This window comes from Providencia sp. NPDC089933 (assembly GCF_049545585.1).
In the GTDB taxonomy this organism is placed as follows: Bacteria; Pseudomonadota; Gammaproteobacteria; order Enterobacterales; family Enterobacteriaceae; genus Providencia; species Providencia huashanensis.
Window position 1 is genome coordinate 199097 of sequence record NZ_JBMWDT010000002.1, and the last position, 24106, is coordinate 223202.

The 24106-nt window shown below is 40.7% G+C and carries 20 protein-coding genes and 1 other annotated feature; of the genes, 7 read left to right on the forward strand and 13 right to left on the reverse strand.

The genetic code is table 11. The features are described 5' to 3' along the window. Positions 1–14 precede the first annotated feature (14 nt). Positions 15–575: a hypothetical protein gene (locus tag ACPEH5_RS04720; RefSeq protein ID WP_166685349.1), complete on the reverse strand. Its 561-nt coding sequence runs from the start codon at positions 573–575 to the stop codon at positions 15–17. Positions 576–757: 182 nt separating this feature from the next. Further along, positions 758–2341 carry a TerC family protein gene (locus tag ACPEH5_RS04725; protein ID WP_129466749.1) on the reverse strand — a complete coding sequence of 528 codons (1584 nt, stop codon included), beginning with the start codon at positions 2339–2341 and terminating at the stop codon, positions 758–760. A gap of 242 nt (positions 2342–2583) precedes the next feature. Here ACPEH5_RS04725 and gndA point away from each other — a divergent pair, with 242 nt between their 5' ends. Together gndA and ACPEH5_RS04735 are read left to right on the forward strand one after the other, a co-directional pair. Next, entirely contained in the window at positions 2584–3990 is a 1407-nt protein-coding gene (gndA, locus tag ACPEH5_RS04730; protein ID WP_042846554.1) for an NADP-dependent phosphogluconate dehydrogenase, read from the forward strand. A 189-nt stretch (positions 3991–4179) separates the two neighbouring features. Continuing rightward, positions 4180–5367: a multidrug effflux MFS transporter gene (locus tag ACPEH5_RS04735; protein ID WP_129466748.1), complete on the forward strand. Its 1188-nt coding sequence runs from the start codon at positions 4180–4182 to the stop codon at positions 5365–5367. Between the two features lie 83 nt (positions 5368–5450). On the opposite strand, the gene ACPEH5_RS04740 is transcribed toward ACPEH5_RS04735, so the two are convergent. Continuing rightward, the gene (locus ACPEH5_RS04740) at positions 5451–8612 is read right to left on the reverse strand and encodes a M66 family metalloprotease (protein WP_281110663.1); all 3162 of its coding nucleotides are present in this window, start codon (positions 8610–8612) and stop codon (positions 5451–5453) included. Between the two features lie 286 nt (positions 8613–8898). Between ACPEH5_RS04740 and ACPEH5_RS04745 the strand changes: the two genes are divergently transcribed. Further along, the gene (locus ACPEH5_RS04745) at positions 8899–9540 is read left to right on the forward strand and encodes a CatB-related O-acetyltransferase (RefSeq protein WP_129466746.1); all 642 of its coding nucleotides are present in this window, start codon (positions 8899–8901) and stop codon (positions 9538–9540) included. Positions 9541–9589: 49 nt separating this feature from the next. On the opposite strand, the gene ACPEH5_RS04750 is transcribed toward ACPEH5_RS04745, so the two are convergent. Further along, positions 9590–10066: a YbaK/prolyl-tRNA synthetase associated domain-containing protein gene (locus ACPEH5_RS04750; protein WP_131680528.1), complete on the reverse strand. Its 477-nt coding sequence runs from the start codon at positions 10064–10066 to the stop codon at positions 9590–9592. A gap of 350 nt (positions 10067–10416) precedes the next feature. On the opposite strand from ACPEH5_RS04750, the gene ACPEH5_RS04755 reads away from it, so the two are divergent. Next, positions 10417–12594 carry a TonB-dependent receptor gene (locus ACPEH5_RS04755; protein WP_281110662.1) on the forward strand — a complete coding sequence of 726 codons (2178 nt, stop codon included), beginning with the start codon at positions 10417–10419 and terminating at the stop codon, positions 12592–12594. Between the two features lie 60 nt (positions 12595–12654). After that, complete coding sequence (locus ACPEH5_RS04760) at positions 12655–13641, forward strand: ABC transporter substrate-binding protein (protein ID WP_281110661.1); 987 nt, start codon at positions 12655–12657, stop codon at positions 13639–13641. A gap of 34 nt (positions 13642–13675) precedes the next feature. On the opposite strand, the gene hisIE is transcribed toward ACPEH5_RS04760, so the two are convergent. From hisIE to hisG, 8 genes are read right to left on the reverse strand one after another with little or no spacing between them, the layout of a single operon-like run. Then, on the reverse strand, positions 13676–14287 hold the full coding sequence (hisIE, locus tag ACPEH5_RS04765) for a bifunctional phosphoribosyl-AMP cyclohydrolase/phosphoribosyl-ATP diphosphatase HisIE (protein WP_181469156.1): 612 nt from the start codon (positions 14285–14287) through the stop codon (positions 13676–13678). Next, positions 14281–15057, reverse strand: coding sequence for an imidazole glycerol phosphate synthase subunit HisF (hisF, locus tag ACPEH5_RS04770; RefSeq protein ID WP_042846546.1), 777 nt, complete (start codon positions 15055–15057; stop codon positions 14281–14283). Before hisF ends, hisIE begins: the two co-directional genes overlap by 7 nt. Then, entirely contained in the window at positions 15039–15776 is a 738-nt protein-coding gene (gene hisA / locus ACPEH5_RS04775) for a 1-(5-phosphoribosyl)-5-[(5-phosphoribosylamino)methylideneamino]imidazole-4-carboxamide isomerase (RefSeq protein ID WP_042846545.1), read from the reverse strand. The genes hisF and hisA overlap by 19 nt, the downstream gene beginning before the upstream one ends. A 5-nt stretch (positions 15777–15781) precedes the next feature. Further along, the gene (hisH, locus tag ACPEH5_RS04780) at positions 15782–16375 is read right to left on the reverse strand and encodes an imidazole glycerol phosphate synthase subunit HisH (RefSeq protein ID WP_042846544.1); all 594 of its coding nucleotides are present in this window, start codon (positions 16373–16375) and stop codon (positions 15782–15784) included. Further along, positions 16375–17442, reverse strand: a complete 1068-nt coding sequence (gene hisB, locus ACPEH5_RS04785; RefSeq protein WP_042846543.1) for a bifunctional histidinol-phosphatase/imidazoleglycerol-phosphate dehydratase HisB — start codon at positions 17440–17442, stop codon at positions 16375–16377. The genes hisH and hisB overlap by 1 nt, the downstream gene beginning before the upstream one ends. Before the next feature lie 13 nt (positions 17443–17455). Next, a complete protein-coding gene (gene hisC / locus ACPEH5_RS04790) occupies positions 17456–18526 on the reverse strand; it encodes a histidinol-phosphate transaminase (protein WP_042846542.1) in 1071 nt (356 codons plus the stop codon). A gap of 3 nt (positions 18527–18529) precedes the next feature. Next, a complete protein-coding gene (gene hisD / locus ACPEH5_RS04795; protein ID WP_048606526.1) occupies positions 18530–19846 on the reverse strand; it encodes a histidinol dehydrogenase in 1317 nt (438 codons plus the stop codon). A 6-nt stretch (positions 19847–19852) separates the two neighbouring features. Then, a complete protein-coding gene (gene hisG / locus ACPEH5_RS04800; RefSeq protein ID WP_042846642.1) occupies positions 19853–20752 on the reverse strand; it encodes an ATP phosphoribosyltransferase in 900 nt (299 codons plus the stop codon). A gap of 40 nt (positions 20753–20792) precedes the next feature. After that, positions 20793–20920: a sequence feature (His leader region), on the reverse strand. A gap of 268 nt (positions 20921–21188) precedes the next feature. Between hisG and ACPEH5_RS04805 the strand changes: the two genes are divergently transcribed. Further along, a complete protein-coding gene (locus ACPEH5_RS04805; RefSeq protein ID WP_042846540.1) occupies positions 21189–22016 on the forward strand; it encodes an SDR family oxidoreductase in 828 nt (275 codons plus the stop codon). On the opposite strand, the gene ACPEH5_RS04810 is transcribed toward ACPEH5_RS04805, so the two are convergent. Further along, a complete protein-coding gene (locus tag ACPEH5_RS04810) occupies positions 22017–22640 on the reverse strand; it encodes a glutathione S-transferase family protein (protein ID WP_042846539.1) in 624 nt (207 codons plus the stop codon). A 232-nt stretch (positions 22641–22872) separates the two neighbouring features. On the opposite strand from ACPEH5_RS04810, the gene ACPEH5_RS04815 reads away from it, so the two are divergent. Continuing rightward, positions 22873–24078, forward strand: coding sequence for a serine hydrolase (locus ACPEH5_RS04815; protein ID WP_042846538.1), 1206 nt, complete (start codon positions 22873–22875; stop codon positions 24076–24078). The last annotated feature ends 28 nt before the right edge of the window (positions 24079–24106 follow it).

Sequence of the window (24106 nt, forward strand, 5' to 3'; positions counted from 1 at the left end):
TCTTCCTTCACTTTTTATAAATTCCCCTGTTGTTTACTTAATTTATTTTCTAATTTGCTAAGTGTTTTTTCTTTATTACTATTGTGCTGGTAAGTTGAACGCCCTAATTCATTCTTATAGTGTTGAATATTATCTTTTAAGTTTAATAATATGTTATTAAACTTATTCATCGTATCTTTAGATAGGGTAACTTTACACCCTCGATCATCTGAGGTGCCTATTTTTTTTATTTGTTTGGAAATTAAATCTAAGCTTTTAGATATGTAATTTCTTAAATCTTTTATATCTTGCTTATGGATTATTTTCTCTGATGTAATTAGTAATTCTTTTTTGGTTAATGCATCAGTAGATTTATTTTTTGAGAGTTTACTCGTGGTCTCTTGACGAGATAATTCTTTCATTTGGTCGTTTTCTAAAAAGCGGACTTTCTTTTTAGAAGCCATAGGATATTGTTCAGTATTATTTTGAAGTTGATTAGCGGTAACAGCAACCTTTCCTGATGATTTATTTGTAGTTTGGTTAATTTTCTGTGTTTTTAACGTATTTATATTTGGAGACTGAGTTTTTATATACATAGCATGACCTTGGTTAAAGATTAGGTGTATTCAATGCTATAAATTATTCAGTATTTCAATGATTATTCTTTTAAAAAACGATGTTGTTTTTTATTTACTGCTATTAAATAGCCATTTTTCACTAAAAGTGAAATAAAAATACCGGCTCAGAGGCCGGTATTTATTTTGTTTAGAGCTAAAGGTTAGTCATCTTCAAATTCATAGCCATCACCTTCGGGTGCTGGCGGTGTAATGAGCACTTTATTAACACGATGACTGTTGACTTCAAGTGGTTGGAATACGCAGCCATTGATAGTCATCTGTTCGCCTACTTCAGGAACGCGCTGTAAGTGTTCCATTAGTAAACCTGCAATTGTTTCATATTCACGCTTATCGTCTAATTCCATTGGGATAAACATGATCAGGTCTTCAAGTGGCATAAAGCCGTTGGCAATCCAAGTACCATCATCCAGTTTTTGAATATCGTGGCGTGAGTCATTTTCTTCATCACCAACAGGCAAGTTACCCGCGATTGTTTCCATTACGTCGGTCAATGTGACGATACCTTCGATAGAGCCAAATTCATCCACAACAAACGCAAAGTGTGTATGGGCTTTACGGAACTGTTCTAATGCTTTTAATAGTGATAACCCTTCAGGGAAAATTAGAGGTTGCGTGATTAATGCACGCAAATTAAGCGGTTTACCACGAAGCTGTTGTTTGACTAAATCCATTACATGAACAACACCAACAGGTTCATCACTAATTGTTTCATCTATAACCACTAAGCGTGAATGCGGGTTTTTCTCCATCAATTGCAGTAAATCGGCGGAGGATTTATTGATGTCGAGGTAATCCACATCATGACGTGAGGTCATAATACTCTCAACGTTACGTTGTGCCATACCTAAGACACGCGCAATCATCAAACGTTCTTGCGGGTCAAAAACAGATTGGTTATCCGCAATCAGATCTGATGTGTGAGGGTCTAATTCGCCTCTTTCTGCTTTACCACTTAAAATACGTAATACCGCTTCAGCAGTACGTTCGCGCAGAGGCCTTGTTCCCGTCAGGAATTTACGGCGATTGAACTGCGCAAATTGGTTAAGAACTTCAATCATGATAGAGAAGCCGATCGCAGCATATAAGTAGCCTTTCGGTATGGCATAACCGAAGCCTTCGGCAACTAAGCTGAAACCAATCATAAGTAAGAAGCTTAAACACAGTATGACAATGGTGGGGTGGTTATTGACAAAGCTAGTCAACGGTTTACTTGCCCAAATCATCAACAGCATTGCAATAGTGACTGCGGCAATCATGACGCCAATATGGTCAACCATACCGACAGCTGTAATGACAGAGTCAAGAGAGAAAACCGCATCAAGAACAATGATTTGTGCAACAACAGCCCAGAAATTCGATGTTTTTCGTTGAGTATTAGTGTGCTCGTCTTTACCTTCTAGTCGTTCGTTTAGCTCCATTGTTGCTTTGAACAATAGGAATAGCCCCCCGATCAACATGATCAGATCCCGAGCGCTGAAAGGATGCTCAAAGAGTGTCAATATTGGTTTCGTTAGCGTAATTAGCCATGACAGGCTAAAGAGCAGGACAACGCGCATGATAAGTGCAAGCATAAGCCCCGTTACACGGGCTCTATCACGCAACTTAGGCGGGAGCTTGTCAGCTAGAATGGCGATGAAAACGAGGTTATCTATACCAAGAACGATTTCTAGAACGATAAGGGTAGCGAGGCCCGCCCAAATCGAAGGATCTGCGATCCATTCCATACAGTTTGTTTTACCTTCTGATATGACGGCTTATGCCGACAGGTGAATAATGCGGTTTGTTGAACTAAATATCAATAAAAATTCACTTTAGTTAGATATTTTTTGACAAAAAAAGTCGTGAATACGTCATCGATTGCATCAATAACTACCATGCTGCACAATCCTAGGTTAATATGTGATCCCGTTAACAGAATGTCAGCACTATCAAGGCTGACTTGGTCCTAATCAGACAGGAGTTTTTCATGTCAAAGCAGCAGATTGGTGTTGTCGGAATGGCTGTCATGGGGCGCAATCTTGCGCTGAACATTGAAAGCCGCGGTTATTCAGTGTCTATCTTTAACCGTTCTAAAGATAAAACAGATGAAGTTATCGCCGAAAATCCAGGGAAAAAATTAGTTCCCAACTATACAATTGAAGAGTTTGTTGACTCTCTGGAAAAACCACGCCGCATCTTGTTGATGGTTAAAGCGGGTGAAGCAACAGACAAAACAATTGCCTCGCTGACTCCTCATTTGGACAAAGGTGATATCTTAATAGATGGTGGTAACACTCTTTATAAAGATACTATCCGTCGTAATCGCGAATTATCTGAACAAGGTTTCAACTTCATCGGTACAGGTGTTTCTGGTGGTGAAGAAGGTGCATTGAAAGGCCCTTCAATCATGCCTGGCGGTCAAAAAGAAGCTTATGAATTAGTTGCTCCAATTTTAAAAGAGATTGCAGCGAAAGCAGAAGGCGAGCCATGTGTGACTTATATTGGTCCAGATGGTGCAGGGCACTATGTCAAAATGGTTCACAATGGTATCGAATATGGTGATATGCAATTAATTGCAGAAGCATATTCATTGCTAAAAGGCTCATTGAACTTAAGTAACGAAGAATTGGCAGACACCTTTGCAGAGTGGAATAAAGGTGAGTTAAGCAGCTATTTGATTGAAATCACAGCAGATATCTTCAAGAAAAAAGATGAAGATGGTAAATATCTGGTTGATGTGATCCTTGATGAAGCAGCAAATAAAGGGACAGGTAAATGGACTAGCCAAAGTGCTCTTGATTTAGGCATTCCTCTGACTCTGATCACTGAATCTGTATTTGCGCGTTATATTTCATTCTTGAAAGACCAACGTGTAGCCGCCTCTAAAGTATTAAGTGGCCCAGTATTAAAAGCAGTTGATGGTGATAAAAAAGCATTTATTGAGAAAATTCGCCGTGCGTTATATCTAGGTAAAATTGTTTCTTATGCGCAAGGTTTCCAACAGCTGAAAGCGGCATCAGATGAATATAATTGGGACCTCAACTACGGTGAAATCGCGAAAATTTTCCGTGCGGGTTGTATTATTCGTGCTCAATTCTTGCAAAAAATCACTGACGCTTATAACCAAGATGCAAAAATTGCCAACTTGCTGTTAGCGCCATATTTCAAACAAATTGCCGATGAATACCAACAAGCTCTGCGTGATGTTGTTTGTTATGGGGTGCAAAATGGCATACCTACACCAACGTTCTCAGCAGCAATTTCTTACTATGATAGCTACCGTTCAGCGGTATTGCCTGCAAACTTAATCCAAGCGCAGCGTGACTACTTTGGTGCTCACACTTATAAACGTACGGATAAAGACGGTGTTTTCCACACAGAATGGATGGAATAATCCGTCATCATTGATTATTGATGACATAAAAGGCGCTAGGTTTAGCGCCTTTTTTGACTTTTAAGCACCGTAAAATGGTTAATTTATAACGATGAGTAAATCGCTTATTCGGTATCGAATATAGCTTTATTATAATTTATAACAGCGAATATTTTTTAAATTATATTTTATCGAGTCTAGGCATGGTTTATGCGTAACTTTCTTATTTTATTGCTTTTATTAGTATTACTTGGTCCATTAGGGATTGATTTATATTTGCCGACAATACCTGATATTGCGAGGGATTTAGGTAGCAGTGAGTCGGTGATCCAGTCAACGATAGCACTGTTCATTCTCGTTCTGGGGTTAGGGCAATTAATTTCGGGCCCACTAGTGGATAGATATGGACGAAAACCTGTCGCGATTGCAGGTATGGTGCTATATATCATCGGTGCAGGTGTTGCGATTGTAGCAACGACACCGGCAGTATTTATTGCTTCTCGTTTATTGCAGGGAGTTGCGGTTTGTTGCACTTCTGTAGTGGCTTTTAGTTGTGTGCGCGACCGGATGAATGGTACAGAAGCGGCGCGAGCTTTCGGTTTTCTAAATGGTACACTCAATATTGTTCCTGCATTGGCCCCATTATTAGGGGGGTTATTGGCAGAGGCTTGGGGGTGGCGCGCGCCATTTTGGTTCCTTGCACTGTATGCGTTGGTAATATTAGTACTGATTATCATATTATTACCGGAAACACGGCCAACAAATTTGCCAGCAGTAAAAACGACCCAACTTAAAACCTATTGGCGGATTTTGGGTGACCGTCAATTTATCATTTTTGCTTTGGTTAATGCAGGGACTATGGGGATGGCACTAACTTATGTTTCCCTTGCGCCCAGTGTTCTAATGGGGGATGCACAACTTACCCCACTAGAATTTTCTATTGTATTTGGAATAAATGGTTTTTGGATCATGTTTGCCAGCTATATTGCCAATTACTTTATTCATAAAATTGGCCGGCCAACTTGTTTATTAGTGGGCAGTACGATGATGGCATTAGGTTGTTTAGGGTTGCTGCTTGGTTTTATTTTACTCTCTGAACAAGTGCAAAATCATTGGGCTGTGTATATGTTACCTGTCGCATGTGCTTGTACCGGCCTTGCCTTTATGATGGGCACCGCAACAAGTTATGCCTTAGAACCATTTGGTAACGAAGCCGGGACGGCTTCTGCGTTAGTGGGGTTTGTGCAAATGGCAGGAGGAGCAGGGTTAGGGTTATTTGCCATTGCTTTACCTATCGCCCCGAAACTATCCCTAGCGATAGTTATGTTAATTGGTTGTATTTTTGGCTTAGTTGCAAGAAAGGCGAGCTTAAAATTAACTAAAGACGAAAGTCATTAATTATTAATGCTATTCAAGGCTCGATTAGTTAGCAATGTTAATTGAGCCTTGAGATTACTTTATGCTAATACCTTATATCAACATTAAACTATTTCCCCATTAATTGTTGTTGGGTGTTTTAGGGTTTTTATTTCGATATCTTCAGTGTGAACTATTTTATTATTAACATAAATATTCACTTTTACTGGGTTAAGCTTCCATTCAATATTGACATGGTATTTATTCATCAGGCCCTCTTTCATTCTAAAGGCATGCAGTTGGTATTTATTAATTGTGCCATCTTGTAATATTACTTCTAAATATGGTGAGTCAGGGGAAATGTGTTCATCAGGTAGATAAACCATGCCGAAAGAACCATAGAGAGGTATACAGCTTTGCCTTTCAAACTTGCCGTCGGGGTCATAAAACCCGGTTAAGGTAATAATAGGGACGCCTTGTTTATCAGGTTTTTTATATATCCCTTGGCTCTCTATTTTTTGCCAAGTATGGCCATTCGAAATATAAGATAGTATTTTGTCTTTAGTTATTTTACTTTCAACGCTATTGACGATTACATTACTACTCCAGTCTGCAAATGAGCTTATTTTTATGATTGAGCCTTTATTTTTAGGCGTGGCAGGAGGGAAAATCATATTAGGAGTATGGTAGCCATTACCACTTTGTATGTGAATAAACTTATATTTCTCTGCAAAAGTATTAAGTTTTTCATCGGTTAAATTTTCCCCATTCTTTGTCGAATAATGAAAGAATATAAGCTCTGAAAGATCAGGGCTGGCATCTACCATTTCTGCTTTTTCAGAATCCCATTTTTTATAACCAGTCGTCGATTCAGGGGAAAATATATAACTATTTTGAAGCCGTTTTTGAATTGCAGCTAATGAATTTGGTGTGTAAGCGGTAAAAGAATTATAGTTTGAGTCGAAAGGGTAGCCACTAGACATTGCATCAGTATTAAATACCCCGTCGTGTGACAAGTTAGGAATAAAATAATTGTACTCACAATCCCATAGCCATGATGAGTTTTTTTTATCGGGTGTGGTGTGTGTTCCGCCTTCAGGACCGCCGTGATAATCACCTAAGCCAAAATTATGACCTAATTCATGGCTAACCTCATTTCCCTTTGATTCATATAATGTGGCTTTTCCACCGCCTCCCGACCAACCATGATGTTGTATGCCATTTTCGTATACGCCAACAGAATTATGCATGGTTACTTGGAATGTGGGGAGAAATGATGGAGCTGATGCCTGAGAACTATTAATACCATAGTTGGCTGAATTAATGCCGTCAGAAATGAGGTCTTTGGCAATCTCATGTCGCATATTCCCGTCATGACCACCCCCTTCGCCTGTTGCTTTATCAATAAATAGCTCACCACGAGGGGTAACAACTTGAGTTAAGTAGACGGGGTCAAAACGAGTTACAATCAATGTCGCAGCGGGGACTGTTTGGCCATATTGGCGGTTTAACTCATGGTTATTTTGAAAGTCAAACTCATTCCTTGGGGGGGTTAACATACCAATATCTATAGTGTTAATCATCAGGATATTGGGAGCACCAATTTTCACATCATTAAGCGCTCCTGTAGACTCAAGGGTATTGAACTCAAAGCGTATACCCGGTTTTATATATTCTTTAGGAATGATAGCTGACCAAGTATTTTCTGAATAGGCGAGGTTTTCAAGCGGGGCGCTTGTGGTAGGTTCTGTTATCGGGACCCATTTTTTTTTAATATCATAAATAAAAGTGATTTTTTCGCCTGTTTTTAGCTCATATTTTTTACTGCCGTAGAAAATAGAACTGGTATAAGAAGCTTCGGATGAAAACATAACTTTCTTATTATGGAAAAAGTCATTAGCGTTAAGTCGAAATTTTGGCGCCCAATTCCCATCACTAGTTGCTATTTTTATCGTTTCATTGTGTGCGATTAGCTGGTTAAAAGATTCACTATCATTGGTGATTTTTTGGATTTGTGAGTTATCACTAATGAGTAAGTCATATAAACTGCCGTCTATTATAGAAGGTGAAATAGTTAATGGTGGGGGAGCAGCAATGGGAGTGTTTTCCCATACACCATCAAAGTTACAAACGAGAAGTCGTTGTTCACCTTTTTTCAGTGAGACAATATTATTATTGAAGCTAATCTCCGTTTGTTTTTTAGTTTTGGATGAAAACAGTATTTTTTTACCACTATGCTGCTTGTTATTAATTAAGTAAATTTTTTTAACCCAATCATTATCTGTTAATTCAAGTTCTATACTCGAGTGAATTTTAAAATATTGGTCTAAATTATTTGTGTCAGTTCTGCCCTCTTTTCGGGGGGCGAGTAATTGAGTAAATCCTTTTAGTTTAAATTCGAAAGAAGATGGTGTAACCCGGTAGTACTCAGATATTTCTACATCCTTCTTTGTTTGCCATCGGCCATTTCCATCACAAATAAAAATAAGGCTATTGTTTTTTTTTAGTGAGGTATGCTTATTACCATATTCAATTTTTACAGTTTTATTTGAATCATTGTAAATAGAGATGTATTTATAGCTATATTCAGTGTTATTATTAATTACAAAGGTTTTCTGCGGGAAAGGGGCATTGAATATTATGTTTATTTTATCATTTATTTTAATTAACTTATCAAAGTAAATGGGGTTTTCTGTTACCTTTTCTAGGTCATCATTATGGTTAATAGTCAGGTCAAATTTATTTGTTTTATTAAAATAGTGAGGTAATAAGTCAGTTTCTGGAATATGGTTATTTGCAGTGGGGGGGAGTTTTGAAGGGGGAAGAAGCTCTTTAGTTATTAATAAGTTGTTTTTTTTATCAAATATTTTGAATTGAAAAGGTTCACTCTCTGCAATAATTTTATGGGGTTTTACCAGTATCAAAGTATTACGGTCGGAAACTAGAGTTGGGTGTGTGTCTCCAGCAATTCTATTTTTGGCAGGGATTATACTGGCTTGAGCAAAAGTGACATTAGCCTTTAATTCCCCAATAAGGTCATTAGGAAATTGGTTTTTATTAAAATACTTCATTTTTGCATTAATGATATCGTTGAACCGTTGCTGGAATAATTGTACTTCTAGGTATTTATCACTTATTAATGGGTTAGTATTAGCTTCATGTATGATGTGCCATATATCTAATAAAATTCTGTTATCATTTTCAGGGTTAAGAGTGAAGGGATAGGTATTTTCAGCCTCGATTATTTCTGTTATTGATGGTAGTGCGCTCGTAGTAGGATTAAACATAAAATTCCTTTTTATATTTTTGGTATTTATCAATCAAGTAATTAATTAAAATTACTTATCAATATTATATTAAATAAAGTGCAGCTAATAATCATGATTGACTAACAGTTAGTCTTAAACTTTAATTAATGGTAAGTTTGTATGATATTTCTAGCTGAGTATTGAATATGCAGAATCCATTGTTAAATAAGCCAAGGGTAGCTAAAGGTGATGTATTTTGAACGCGAATACATCACCATAGACAGCGTTCTATGGTAAATATAAACGGATTAAAAGGTTTATTACCATGAATAAAAAGCATTGGTCAAAATATGAATTACTGCATGAGGTTGTGCAAAACCCTAATATTCATATTAAAGGTAAGCATAGCTACTACAGTGATTGTTGGGATAATGGCTTTGAAAATTCGGTTGTTCGTTACCTTCAGGGGGATGAGCAAAGTCGAGATTGGCAGCTTGCGTGGCATGTAGACCAACTTTACATTGGGGACTATGTTTGTATTGGCAGTGAAGCCGTGATTTTGATGGGTGGGAATCATACTCATCGAATGGATTGGTTTTGTTTATATCCTTTCCTTGAATATATTGAGGAAGCTTATATAGGAAAGGGGGATACGGTGATTGGTGACGGAGCATGGATTGGCATGCGAGCTTTTATCATGCCGGGTGTCAAAATTGGTGAGGGAGCCGTCATTGCGAGCAACAGTGTGGTTGTTAAAGATGTTGAGCCTTATAGCATTGTTGGGGGGAACCCTGCCAAGCCAGTTAAACACCGGTTTGCGCCTGAAGTGATTAGCGAACTCTTGGCGCTGAAAATCTATGATTGGCCAGAAGCAAAATTCTCCGCTTTAAAGCGCGTGATTTGTGGATCTGATTTTCAGGCACTAAAGCAAGCCAGTATTGAATACGACCGACAGCTTAATCAGTAATTGTCATTTAGGGTTATTCTATGGAATAACCCTTTTTACGATTAGATGGTTAGCTTTCTTCTATACGAATAAACTTTACTAAAGTGGGCTTGGCTATTCTTTGGTAATCTTCTGTATTTAAAATAATCGAGCGTTCTAATGTGCCTGCATTAAAGGCTAATTCCTCAAAACGTTCAAACAGCAGCGGGTCAGCAATGAGCTTTAAATTGGGATGAAAGCTAAAAGGGGGGATCGCACCGAATACACATTGCGTGAGTTCATTCACTTCTTTCGGGCTTGCTAAGGACGCACGAGTTCCACCAATTGCCAGTGCAATTTTGTTTAAATCGGCTTGTTTATCTGCTGGCAAAATCGCGAGTACATGTTGGCGGATACCATTACCTTTAACATGACATACCAATCCCTTTGCACCTTGCCCAAGTTGAGTGCCACGTATTTTTGCCACTTCTTCTGATTTCCCAGCGGTGGGGTGCTCCATCACACGATACTTTGCATTATTTTTATTAAGTAATTGTGTTAACTGCATAAAAATAGAATTTTCAGACACTGTTATTCCCTTTAAAACCACATCAATATCAGGGAATGATAGCAAGTTTACATGCAGATACAACCGCAAAACCAAGGGATGTTAAAAATCAAAATATGCTAAATATTATAAATTGCATATCAGATGCGGTTTTAATCTGTTTTATTGGTTAGTTTATAGCCTTTTCTATTTCATATGCTATTTTGTTTTTTATTTCTATTAAAATCAAACTGTTATAGTTATGTTTTTTCATGAGTTAGTGAGAATACAAATTGTTAAGAATTGAGGTTGATCATTTACGCTGTATTTTATTATCGGTAATATAAAATTTTATATAACGAAAAGATAATATGAACCGTAAATTTAACTTATATGTAATATTGCCTCTTATTGCAGGGATAGCCCCATCTATTGTTGCTGCTCAAGTCTCTGAGCAACTAGCTAAACCTAAACAAGACCGTATGTTGGTGACAGCAGCGCCAAACGATGTCACGACAGAAGCGCAAGCCGGAGCCGGCTTTTTTACTTCACAAATTGATATTGGCCCATTAGGGAATTTGGAATGGATTGATACACCATACTCCACAACCACTATTAGCCGCGAAATAATCAATAACCAACAAGCTAAAAGTTTGAGTGAATTGTTGAAGTTTGCACCAAGTACACAAATGCAAGCCCGAGGGGGCATGGATGTTGGGCGTCCTCAAAGCAGAGGAATGCAGGGTAGTGTGGTGGCAAATAGTCGCCTTGATGATTTGTATATTATTTCGACCACAGCATTCCCTGTTGAAATGCTGGACAGGGTCGACATTATTAATAGTTTGACGGGGGCATTGTATGGCCCTGCAAGTCCAGCGGGGCAGTTTAATTTTACGGCCAAACGACCTGAGGATGTGCAACGCTTAACGTTAGGCTATCAAAGCCGTAATGCCTATAGTGGTCATGGGGACTTAGGAGGGTATTTTGATGAAAATAAGCGCTTTGGCTACCGTCTTAACTTACTGGATGAAGAAGGTACGGGCAGTGCAGATGATAGTACATTACGGCGTAAATTTGCCTCATTAGCACTGGATTGGAATATTCAGCCTGGTACGCAATTACAACTTAATGCGAGCCATTATAACTTTGTGCAAAAAGGGTATGTGGGGAGTTTCAGCTATGGTCCTAAGGTTAAGTTACCAAAAGCACCAAATCCACAAGATAAAAACTTAGCACTACATACCGCAGGCAATGATTTAACTACTGATACAGTTAGCACTCGCTTACTTCATGATTTTAATGAAGATTGGTCATTGAAAGCTGGGGTAGGCTATCAACAAGCAGATAGAGCTATGCGGACGGTAACCAGTGCTATTCAAGATAATAATGGAACGATTTCCCGATCGTTGATGGATTCTCCTGCATCGGGGCGCTTTAGAGTGCTAAGTCACTCCGTAATGTTAAATGGCCATGTGGAGACAGGGCCAATCGCTCATGATTTGTCGTTAGCGACGAATGGCTATGTGTGGTCGATTTATAGCTCAAAAGAAAATAGTACTCGACGCAATTTAGGTGATACCAATATGTACCATCCATCGCCAATGGAAGAGCCTTCTGATGGTAAGATCCATACGGGGGGCTCACGTTATAAATCGGCTGAAAATCGCCAACAAAGTATCACAATTGGCGATACCATCACCTTTGACCCCCAATGGTCTGCAATGTTTTACCTCAGTCAAAGTTGGTTAGAAAGTCGTAGTTTTGATAAACAACACCATAAAACGAGTCAAACTCATCATCATGGTCTTAGCCCACAAGCGGCACTGATGTACAAAATTAGCCCACAAGTAATGACCTATATTAGCTATGCGGATTCACTGGAGGAAGGAGATACTGCTCCATTAGGACAAGGTATTAAAAATGAAGGGCATACTTTAGACCCTTACCGTAGTAAGCAATATGAGTTGGGAATTAAAGCCGATGTTGCCGACTTAAACCTAGGGGCTGCGTTGTTTCATTTAGAACGGCCATTTGCTTATGTGGATGGTAATGATCTCTTTCGTGAACAGGGAAAACAAGTAAATCGAGGGCTTGAGCTTAGCGCGACAGGCCATGTATGGCAGGGGTTAAATATCTATAGTGGTGTGACTTTTCTTGACCCTAAATTAACAGATACAGGGTTAATATCGACTAAAGACAAACGCGTCGTTGGGGTACCTAAAGTCCAAACCAATATGCTCGTAGAGTATAGCTTACCATCGGTGCCTGAGCTGGTTTATAGCGCTAATGTGCATTACAGCGGAAAACGTGCCGCTAATGATACAAATACGAGTTGGATAGATAGCTACACCACTTTAGACCTAGGGGCTCGTTACAGCACCAAAATAGGTCTTGTTCCTACCACTTTTAGGTTATCCGTTAATAATGTGACAGATAAGCGCTATTGGGCATCGATTTTCCCGGGGGGAAATAATGGCCAAGGCGGTGGTAATAGCGCATTTGTAGGTTCAGGCCGTGAAGTACGCGCAACCGCAACTTTTGATTTCTAATTAATCCTATAAAAATAAGGGGCACCCTTCTTTATTATTCAGCAAAGAAGGGTGACAAATATGAGAAAAGCTGATTTTTTACAAACGGTTATTTTGCTGGTAGGGCTGCTAACTTATGGTTTATCCCTAGCGAAAACAGATAACCCCGATCTACGGATTGCGACACCATGGCCGGCACAAAATACCATTATTATGATGTTGGGGTATGGTGAGCAGATTGTTGGTACATCGGTGATTGCGAAGAAAATTCCATTATTTCGCCAAATGTTACCCAACATTGATAATGTTCCAGTTATCAGCCTAAGTAACCAATTAAACCCAGAACAGATTATTTCATTACAAACACAATTATTGTTTGTTGCAAAAGGGATGGAAGTACCACAGAGAGACATTTTAGAAAGTGCGGGGGTGAAAGTTGTGGAGTACCCTGCCAATTCACTACAAGCTTTGCAGGAAAGAGTACAAGCAACGGCGGTTGAGCTAGGCCCGGATGCACAGCAAAAAGCGATAGAATATCAACGTTATTTTGACCGCAATATTACATTAGTCAGCGAACTCTTAGTCGGGTTAACCGAGGGAGAGAAGCGGACGGTGTACCATAGTATGGGGAGTGCGTTATTTACCTCTGGTCGTCCCTCATTAAACCAAGACTGGATGGATTTAGCTGGCGCAAAAAATGTCGCTGAAACATGGTTTTCCAATAAGAAAAATAATTCTGGTGAAGTTTTACTCGAAACTATTATTGCGGCGAACCCTGATGTAATAGTGGCAATGAATAAAGAAGATGCACAGATAATAAAATCATCAGCTCAGTGGAGTGCGCTTCGCGCAGTAAAGAACCAGCAAGTATATGTGAACCCAAAGGGTATGTTCTGGTGGTGCCGTGAGACGTCAGAAGAAGCATTACAATTTTTATGGTTGGCGCAAACACTTTACCCCGAACGCTTTGCGGATATTGACATGAAACAGGAAACCGCAGATTTTTACCTGAAATTCTTTGCAATTCGCCTCAGTGACCAGCAAATCGATAAAATTTTGAACCCTTAAAATTTAGCTGCCAGTAAAACTGGCAGCTATTGATTTATTGGTGACGTTCTTTTAAACGTTTAATAATAGTACTTAAATCAAGTTCTTGGTCTTGCAGTAGTACCATTAAGTGATACATCAAATCAGCGGCTTCGTTAGTTAATTCAGCGCGGTCATTGACGGTGGCTGCTAAGGCCGTTTCAACACCTTCTTCCCCAACTTTTTGGGCGATACGTTTAGTGCCACTTGCATATAGACGAGCGGTATAAGAGCTTTCAGGTGATGCCGTTTTTCGCTCTTTTAGCAAGGTTTCTAGCTCAAACAGAAAGCCCCAATCACTTTGTGCGGGAGCAAAGCAACTTTGAGTGCCTTTATGACATGTTGGGCCATCCGGTAAGGCGAGCGCCAATAAAGTATCGCTGTCACAATCAGGGTAAATATCAACTAAATTTAAAAAATTATTTGATGTTTCACCTTTGGTCCACAAACGTTGTTTAGTTCGAGAATAAAAAGTGACTTTACGGCTGTCTAAAGTGGTTTGTAATGCTTCAGGGGTCATATACCCAAGCATTAATACATCCCCTGATACGGCATGTTGCACGATCACAGGCATTAAATTATCGACTTTTTGCCATGCCAGTTGGCTACATTGTTCTGTGGTTAACATACTCTAATTTGAACTCCATTTTCGGCTAGGTACTGTTTTAACTCACCGATATTAATAATTTGTTTATGGAAAACCGAGGCGGCTAAAGCCCCATCAACATTGGCGTCAGCAAAGGCATCAAGAAAATGGACTTTTTCCCCCGCACCGCCTGATGCGATGAGTGGTACTTGGCACACATCACGGACTTTTTTCAGTTGAACAAGGTCATATCCTTGGCGGACGCCATCTTGGTTCATCATATTCAAAACGATTTCCCCAGCGCCACGTTGTTGCACTTCTTTGACCCAATCGAGGGTTTTCCAATGAGTTTGTGTTGTACGTTTTTCATCACCGGTAAATTGGTATACAAGGTATTCATTAGTACTGTCATCAAACCAAGTATCGATACCAACAACAATACATTGTACGCCAAACCTATCTGCTAAGCGGCTGATTAAGGTTGGGTCAGATAACGCAGGGGAATTAATTGAAATTTTGTCTGCACCAAAAGACAGTATTTGAGCTGCATCTTCAACGCTTTTAATACCACCCGCTACACAAAATGGAATATCAATCACCTCAGCAACTTTAGCGACCCAGCTTTTATCCACAACGCGGCCATCCGACGAAGCTGTAATATCGTAGAATACCAGTTCATCAGCGCCTTCTTGTGCGTAGCGTTGCGCTAAAGGAACGATATCACCGATGATTTCGTGATTACGAAACTGCACCCCTTTAACGACTTGGCCATCACGGACGTCCAAACACGGAATTATGCGTTTTGCCAACATTCGATTGCCTCCGTAACGGTAAATTTGCCTTCCAATAATGCACGACCAACAATAACCCCGGCGGCACCAGATGCTGGAATAGCCGCAATATCGTCTAAATTACCAATTCCTCCAGATGCTTGAAAGGCAATATCAGGGAATTTTTGGCTGATTTCTTGGTATAAATTCACATTAGAGCCGGTTAACGTGCCATCTTTAGAGATATCGGTGCAGAGCACATGTTTTAAACCATAAGGTTGATAGATTTCAATGGCTTGTTCTAATGTTAAATTTGAGTTTTCTTGCCAACCACTGATAGCAATTTCTTTTACACCTTCGGCGTTAATGCGTACATCTAGAGCCAGTACAATGGCTTCTCCACCATAGGTTTCAAACCAAGTTTTTACGAGTTCAGGTTTTGTTACGGCCGTTGAGCCGATCACCACGCGAGTCGCACCGGCCTCTAGCAATGCTTTAACATCGTCTTCGCTACGAATACCGCCACCAACTTGCACCGGCACACTAACGCCAGCTAATAATTTTTTAAGAAGTGGAATTTGGCGTTTTTGCGGGTCTTTAGCCCCCGTTAAATCCACAAGGTGTAAGAGTTTTGCGCCTTCTTTTTCATACTGTTGCAAGCGTGGCAGAGGGTCATTACCGTAATCTGTTTGCTTAGCGTAATCCCCTTGGTGTAACCGTACTACCGTGCCATCGATTAAATCTAATGCAGGAATGATCATGGTAATTACATCTCCAAAAAATTCTGAATCAAGCGAGAACCCGCAGCCCCAGAGCGCTCTGGGTGAAATTGTACGCCATAGAAATTATCGCGATTGATAGCACTGCTAAATAAATTTCCATATTGTGTTTGCGCAATGGTATTCGCTGAAATAGGCATAGCATAGCCGTGTACAAAATAAAAATAAGCATCATCGGCAATGCCTTTAAATAACGGGTTTCCAGCAAGTGCTTTGACTTGGTTCCAACCACTATGGGGAACAGGTAAACCGTTAGCATCCATTTTTTGTACTGGGCTATCAATCAGCCCCAGTAATGGGATATTTGTTTGCCCTTCTTCGCTAAAGGAGCCAAGCAATTGCATCCCTAAACAGATACCTAATACAGGTTGAGTTAGTGCCTTAATTAATGGGACTAATTCACGCTCAATGAGCTTTTCCATTGCGGCACTAGCGGTACCGACACCGGGTAGAAACACCTTGTCTGCCTGTAAAATAGTATTGGTTTCTCGGCTGATCACCGGGTCATAGCCTAAACGTTTTACTGCATAAGCGACAGACGCCAAATTAGCACAGCCAGTATCAAGGATGACGACGTTCATCACAAAACCCCTTTTGAGCTTGGGAGGGTATCCCCTTCAACGCGGATCGCTTGGCGCAGTGTCCGACCAAAGACTTTAAATAAGCTTTCTGCTTTGTGGTGATCGTTTTTTCCTTTTGTTTTTAGGTGTAATGTGCAGCCCATTGCATAGGAAAGTGAGCTAAAAAAGTGCTCAATCATTTCTGTACTTAAATCACCTACGCGTTGGTATTTAAATTCTGCTTTATATTCAAGGTGAGGGCGACCTGAAATATCCAGTGCGCAGCGTGCTTGGCATTCATCCATTGGGAGCACGAAACCAAAGCGTGCGATGCCTCGTTTATCACCTAAAGCAATTCTGAGAGCTTCACCTAATGCAAGCCCTGTGTCTTCAACTGTGTGGTGGTCATCAATAAATAAGTCACCATTGACCTCGATATTTAAACGGAAGCCGCCATGGGTCGCTATTTGGTCTAACATGTGGTCGAAGAAGCCAACCCCAGTGTTGATTTTACTGCCACCTTCTTGGTCTAACCAAACTTCTACTTGTATATTCGTTTCTTTGGTAACGCGTTCTACTCGTGCATGGCGATTACGTTTAGTGAGTTGTGCTGTGATCGCTTCCCAATCAAGCTCAGTTGCATTATAACGTAAGCCTTTGATCCCCATATTATCAGCAAGCTGAATATCGGTTTCGCGGTCACCAATCACATAGCTGTTTTCGCTATCTAATACATTGCTATCTAAATAGCGTTCTACCAATTGAAGTTTAGGTTTACGGCAAGGGCAGTTATCTTCAGGCTTATGAGGGCAAATTAGAACTTCGTCAAACGTGATGCCTTGAGAAGTGAAAATTTGCATCATTAAATTATGGGGTGGTTCAAAGTCAGCAGTTGGGAAGCTATCGGTGCCTAAGCCATCTTGGTTGGTTATCATCACTAAGCGGTAATTGGCTTTTTGCAGAGCAAGTAAGCTAGGAATGACCGCTTTTTCAAAGGCGAGTTTGTTTAAGCTGTCGACTTGAAAATCCGTCGGTGGCTCAGTAATTAAGGTACCATCACGGTCGATAAAAAGAATTTTCTGGCTCATGAGTCATTCCTAATTAGCAAAGTGCTGCAATAGCTTCAATAACACGGGTATTTTCAATTTCTGTCCCGATAGTAATACGTAAACAGTTTTCAAGACCAGGTTGTTTACTTTGGTCACGTAAAATAATGCCTTGATCCCACAGGGCTTTAAACACTTTATTGCCATCTTTAAAGCGCACTAAAATATAGTTAGTTTCACTCGGATAAACATGTTCAACCACCGATAAGTCACGCAGGGCTTCACTGAGGGCGATGCGGTTTTCTGTTACGGTTTTTACGCGGTTTCTCATGGTGGTTATGCCTTGTTCATCTAAGGCTTGAGCCGCAATCATGGCAACCGGTGTTGATAATGGATAAGGCGCAATCACTTTTAATAGCACTTCAATAACTTCAGGTGAAGCAAGGGTAAAACCACAACGTAACCCAGCGAGAGCGAAAGCTTTTGATAAGGTTCTTAAAATAACTAAATTTGGGTATTCTGCTAACCAAGTAGTCACGCTATATTGCGGGCAAAATTCAATATAGGCTTCATCAACTACCACCAATGCACGGCCCGCTGCCATATCTAACACTTCACGTAAATCTTTATTATCGATGATATTGCCCGTTGGGTTATTTGGGCTACAAATATAAATCAGTTTGGTATTAGATAAGTTTTCACGGATTGCATTAACGTTTAATGCCCAGTCTGGCAACGCCATGATTTTCTTTTGTTCAACACCAAAGGTTTCTGCACTGACGCTGTACATGCCATAGGTTGGCGGGCAAAACATCACCGCATCTTTTCCCGGCTCACAAAATGCGCGGATCAACAACTCAATGGACTCATCGGCTCCACGGCAAACCAACACCTGTTCTGGTGTAATTTGCGTATAAGCCGCATAGTTATTGATTACGGCAACCGGTTGGCATTCAGGGTAACGGTTAAGGTTATGTTCACTGAATTGATAATCAGGGGCAATGGGGTATTCGTTGGCATTGAGCCAGACATCACCATTTCCACCTAAGCGCCGTGCAGACATATAAGGGGTCATGGTTTTAACATTTTCACGTGCAAGACTGGCGGCATTAAATTTTTGGCTCATGACTTACTCCTGATTTTGTTTTTTTAGTTCGTTAACGCGTAAGGTAACGGCATTTTTGTGAGCGGTGAGTTGCTCTGCTTGAGCTAAAGTTTCGATGGTGTTGGCTAGCCCTAATAGGCCTTGTTTAGACAACTTTTGTACGGTCATGCGTTTCATAAAATCAGCAAGGCCAAGGCTTGAATAAGTCGAGGTATAGCCATAGGTCGGTAAAACGTGGTTAGTCCCTGATGCGTAATCCCCCGCAGACTCCGGTGACCAGTCACCAACGAATACTGACCCTGCACTAGTGATAGCGTCGACTAGGTTATCAGCATCGCGGGTTTGTAATATTAAATGCTCAGGGCCATAGCGATTGCTAATTTCAACGCATTGTTCGATCGAATCAGCGATGATCACACGGCTGGCACTCAGTGCTTCCCTTGCAATTTCTGCACGAGAAAGTTGCGCTAATTGTTTTTCTGTTTCCTCAATCACGCGCTGGGCAAAGTTTTCATCGTCAGTTAATAAAATGACTTGTGAATCAGGGCCGTGTTCCGCTTGTGATAGTAAATCAGATGCGGTGAACGCTGGGTTTGCTCCGCTATCCGCAATCACTAATACTTCAGAAGGGCCCGCTGGCATATCAATGGCAGCACCATCATGGCTTTGGCTGACTTGGCGTTTTGCCTCTGTGACATAGGCATTACCGGGGCCAAAAATTTTATCCACTGTAGGAATGCTTTGGGTACCAAATGCCATGGCGGCAATCGCTTGTGCGCCACCTACTTGGAAAATATCGCTAATACCACACAGCTTGGCTGCATACAGAATTTCATCAGCAATTGGTGGAGGAGAGCACAGGATAATTTTCCGACAACCCGCAATATTGGCTGGTGTTCCCAACATCATAACCGTTGACAGTAATGGCGCGGAACCACCCGGAATATACAAGCCAACCGCATCAATTGGGCGCGTGATTTGCTGGCAAACAACACCAGCTTGGGTTTCTACCGTTATTGGTACAGGCTTTTGCGCCTCATGAAAACGACGGATATTGCCAATTGCCGTTTTCATTGCAGTTTTAATTTCATCACCAAGACGAGCTTCAGCTTCATCTACCGTATTCGCTGCAATACGCACGGTGTCGATTTCGGTTTTATCGAAACGACGGCTTAAGGTTTGAAGGGCAAGGTCACCTTCACGACGGACTTGGTCGATAATGTCACTGACCGCGCTAGTAATGCTGCCAGAGGCAGCAATAGCAGGGCGCATCAGCAATGCACTTTGTTGTTGGTCGTTACAATCTGCCCAGCGAATTGGCTGGTTGAATCCCATTTCCATGACGATTTACTCCATCATTTTTTCGATTGGCAGAACAAGAATTGAACTTGCGCCTAATGCTTTCAGTTTTTCCATGGTTTCCCAGAACAAAGTTTCGGAGCTAACCATGTGCATTGCTACACGGCTTTGTTCACCCGCTAGAGGTAAAATAGTTGGGCGCTCAGCACCAGGCAGTAGTGCAATAATTTCTTCCAGTGTTTCACTTGGCGCGTGTAACATGATGTATTTAGATTCGCGAGCTTGGATAACGCCTTGAATTCGGGTCATCATGCGGTCAATGAGTTGCTGTTTATCTGCCGACATTTCACCATCGCGTTGGATTAAACAGGCTTTTGAACGGTAAATGACTTCCACTTCTTTCAGCCCGTTTGCCTCTAATGTCGCCCCTGTTGAGACTAAGTCACAAATCGCGTCTGATAGGCCTGCACGTGGTGCAACTTCAACTGAGCCATTAAGTAAGCATGATTTAAATTGAATGCCTTTTTGGTCGAAATAACGTTTTAATAAGTGCGGGTAAGAAGTTGCAACGCGGGAACCATTTAAGCATTCTGCACCGGTATAGTTGAAATCTAATGGTGCAGCAAGTGATAGGCGGCAGCCGCCAAAATCAAGGCGACGTAGTGTTTTATATTGAGGGTCTTCACCTTGAGCACGGCGATTTAATAGCTCTTCTTCCAGAACGTTTTCACCAATGATACCGAGGTCAACAACGCCATCCATAACCAGCCCTGGAATGTCATCATCGCGGACACGAAGTAAATCAATAGGCATATTTTCTGCATAAGCAATCAAACGTTGTTGTTGTAAATTAATTTTGATCCCACAGCGAGATAGTAATTCTCTTGATTCTTCACTCAGACGACCTGATTTTTGAATTGCAATACGTAAACGTGATTTATCCAACATAACCTTACCCCATATTCCTTTAATAAATTTTTGTTTTAAAATAAAAAAACCCTCGGAAGATAATCTTCCGAGGGTTTTCTCAATTCGCATTTCAGCCACCGGAAGATTCGTTGATCGTCTTCCAGCACACATCGCCCGAAAGACTAATCAGGATGATGGTGATGATGATGGTTGCGTGAAATACGATTCATAATGTCTTCCGTTCTCTAATTTACGTGAATGACTAAACATTCACTGTGCTAACTAAATACTCATTGGTATTCAACCTATCCGATTTCCCCCTATGAATGCAACCTTTTTTTAAAAAATAACCAATAATAATTAGTTGAGTAGGATTTATAGTGATAAATCCCTCAAAAAATGTATTCGGAAGTTTTAAGGTTTTCAGATAACCTAGAGTGAATTTCAGTGAATGAGTCAATGGAGGATCGATTGTATGAAAAAAGTGACCATCGTTGGGCTAGGTTGGGTTGGGTTACCATTGGCTCAGGCTTTATTAGCAAAGGGTATTCAAGTTGTCGGAACTAAGACGACGCCTGATGGCATAGAGGCCGCCCGTGCTGTGGGCATAGAGTGCTATGCATTAAAGCTAACCCCTGAAATTGAGTGTGATAGTGAAGATTTAACTCAGCTTATGGTGGAGAGCGATGCCTTGGTCATTTTGCTCCCGCCTTCAAAAGTGAATGTGGACCAATACGTTGAAGCGATTGAAACTTTAGTTAATTGTGCAGTCACTTTTCGAGTGCCAAAAGTGATTTTTACCTCTTCTACCTCGGTATATGGGGAGCAAGATGGTGAAATCACGGAAAAAGCGAATCTTAATGGGTCAACAACCTCAGCGACGGCACTCATAAGGGCTGAACGCTGGTTACACCAATTGCCGAACATTTCAGTGGATATTTTACGACTCGCCGGTTTAGTGGGAGAGAAACGCCATGCGGGCCGGTTTTTAGCGGGTAAAACAGGGGTTAAAGGGGCTAACCTACCGGTGAATATGGTGCATCAAGATGATGTTATCACGGCAATTTTACTATTGCTTCAGCAGCCTGATGGCGGCCATATTTTTAACTTGTGTGCACCAACGCACCCCACACGCGCGGAATTCTATACCAAGGCGGCTAAATCGATTGGCTTAGTACCACCTGAATTTATTGATGAAATAAATGAGTCAGGAGGTAAAGTAATTAATGGTAATAAGATTTGCCAAGAACTTGGGTTTGAATATCAATATCCAAACCCTGACTTGATGAATATGACGCTATAATCACTTAATTGGGATCATAACAATTTTTTTGAATGCAGGGCGTGTGGTTAATTGCTGATACCAACGCTCTAAATTTTTGAATTCAGGGCGGTCGGTAACGATTTCATGCCATGGATAAAATAGCGGTGCGATAGCAATATCAGCAATGCCAAATTTGTCGCCACTGAAGTAAGCTTGGTTTGCTAATGCATCGTCGGCAATTTGCAATAATTTATTAATGTTGCCATAAATTACCTTAGCGAGTTCTGGGTCCCTTTCTGCTTGTGGGACACGGACAATTTTGTTCATCATCTGCTTGATGTGTTCAAACAGATTGGCACTACTCCAATCCATCCATTTATCCGCTGCGGCTTTCTCTTGCAGGTCTTTAGCGATCAATAAGTGAGAGTGATCAAACTTTTCCGTAAGGTAACGTAAAATTGCATTTGATTCCCACAGTGCAAAGTCATCATCCTGTAGAGTTGGAATTGTACTGTTTGGATTCATTTTTTTATATTCAGGTGTATCTAACCCACCAAATGGGCCACCCACATCTTTTTGATTATAAGCGACATTTAATTCTTCTAAGCACCAAAGTACCTTTTTAACGTTGGAAGAGTTGACGCGTCCCCAGACAGTTAACATTGCAGCCTCCTAAATTGATTTTTTTGTCATCAGCCATGGTTAAGATAGATTAAATTCACTCGTAGGCAAATCTTTATTTCCTATAGGTGGTCTCAGTGAAAATAAAGTCTTATATTAGGCTTGGTTAGATTGAGTTATCGCATTTGATCACAGCGGTGGTTTCATCGTTTAGTGATGTTGAGCAAGATGATATTTATTTTAAATGTTTTATGAATAAGTGAAGGAATAACCGATGAGTAAAAAAATGTTGTCCCTAAAAACCCGACAAGTCGGGGTTGGGTTGAGTCTATTGATTGCCGTAAGTGGGAGTACGTATGCGGCTCAGACCCCGGTTGCTCCTCAAGTTGATGCAAAAGCATTCGTTCTAATGGATTATAAAAGTGGCAAAATCCTAGCGTCTGCAAACCCTGACGAGCGTTTAGACCCTGCAAGCTTGACTAAAATTATGACCAGTTATGTGGTAGGTCAGGCAGTTAAATCAGGGAAAATTACGCCGCAGGATATGGTAACAGTGGGGGAAGACGCATGGGCGACAGGAAACCCGGTATTAAAAGGCTCTTCACTCATGTTTTTGAAGCCGAAAGACCGTGTTTCAGTATTGGATTTAAACAAAGGAATTGTTATCCAGTCAGGGAATGATGCCAGTATCGCTTTAGCTGATTATGTTGCGGGGAGCCAGGATTCATTTGTCAGTTTAATGAACCATTATGTGCAACAAATAGGCTTAAAGAATACACACTTTAAAACAGTTCATGGCCTAGATTCTGAAGGGCAATTTAGTACAGCACGCGATATGGCTATTTTAACACAAGCGATGATCCGTGATGTCCCCGATGAATATGTATTGCATAAAGAGAAAGAATTTACCTTTAATAAAATTCGCCAACCTAACCGTAATCGTTTGTTGTGGAACCAAAATTTAAAAGTTGATGGCGTAAAAACAGGGCACACTAGTGGCGCAGGGCATAATTTAGTGGCATCAGCCACGGAAGGTGATATGCGCTTAATTTCTGTTGTGTTAGGGGCGCCAAGTGACCGAGTGCGTTTTTCAGAAAGTGAGAAGTTACTGACTTGGGGTTTTCGCTTTTTTGAAACGGTGACACCAATAAAAGCAGACACCACATTGAAGAAACAACGGGTTTGGTTTGGGGATACCTCGGAGGTTTCACTCGGTGTTGCTGATGATGTTTCTATCACAATCCCTAAAGGGCAGCTACAAAATTTAAAAGTAGATATTCAGCTTACAAATGATTCCCTTGAAGCACCTTTAGCGAAAAACCAAGCGGTAGGGACGATTAACTTTATTCTGAATGGTGAAGTCGTTGAGCAACATCCTTTAGTGGCAAAATCTGCTGTTGAGGAAGCCGGGTTCTTTGGTCGTATTTGGGACTATATCATGAAAACCATCAGCGGCTGGTGGAGTGCAATCTTTGGGTAAGTGATTATCTTTAGCTAAAACTAGCCCT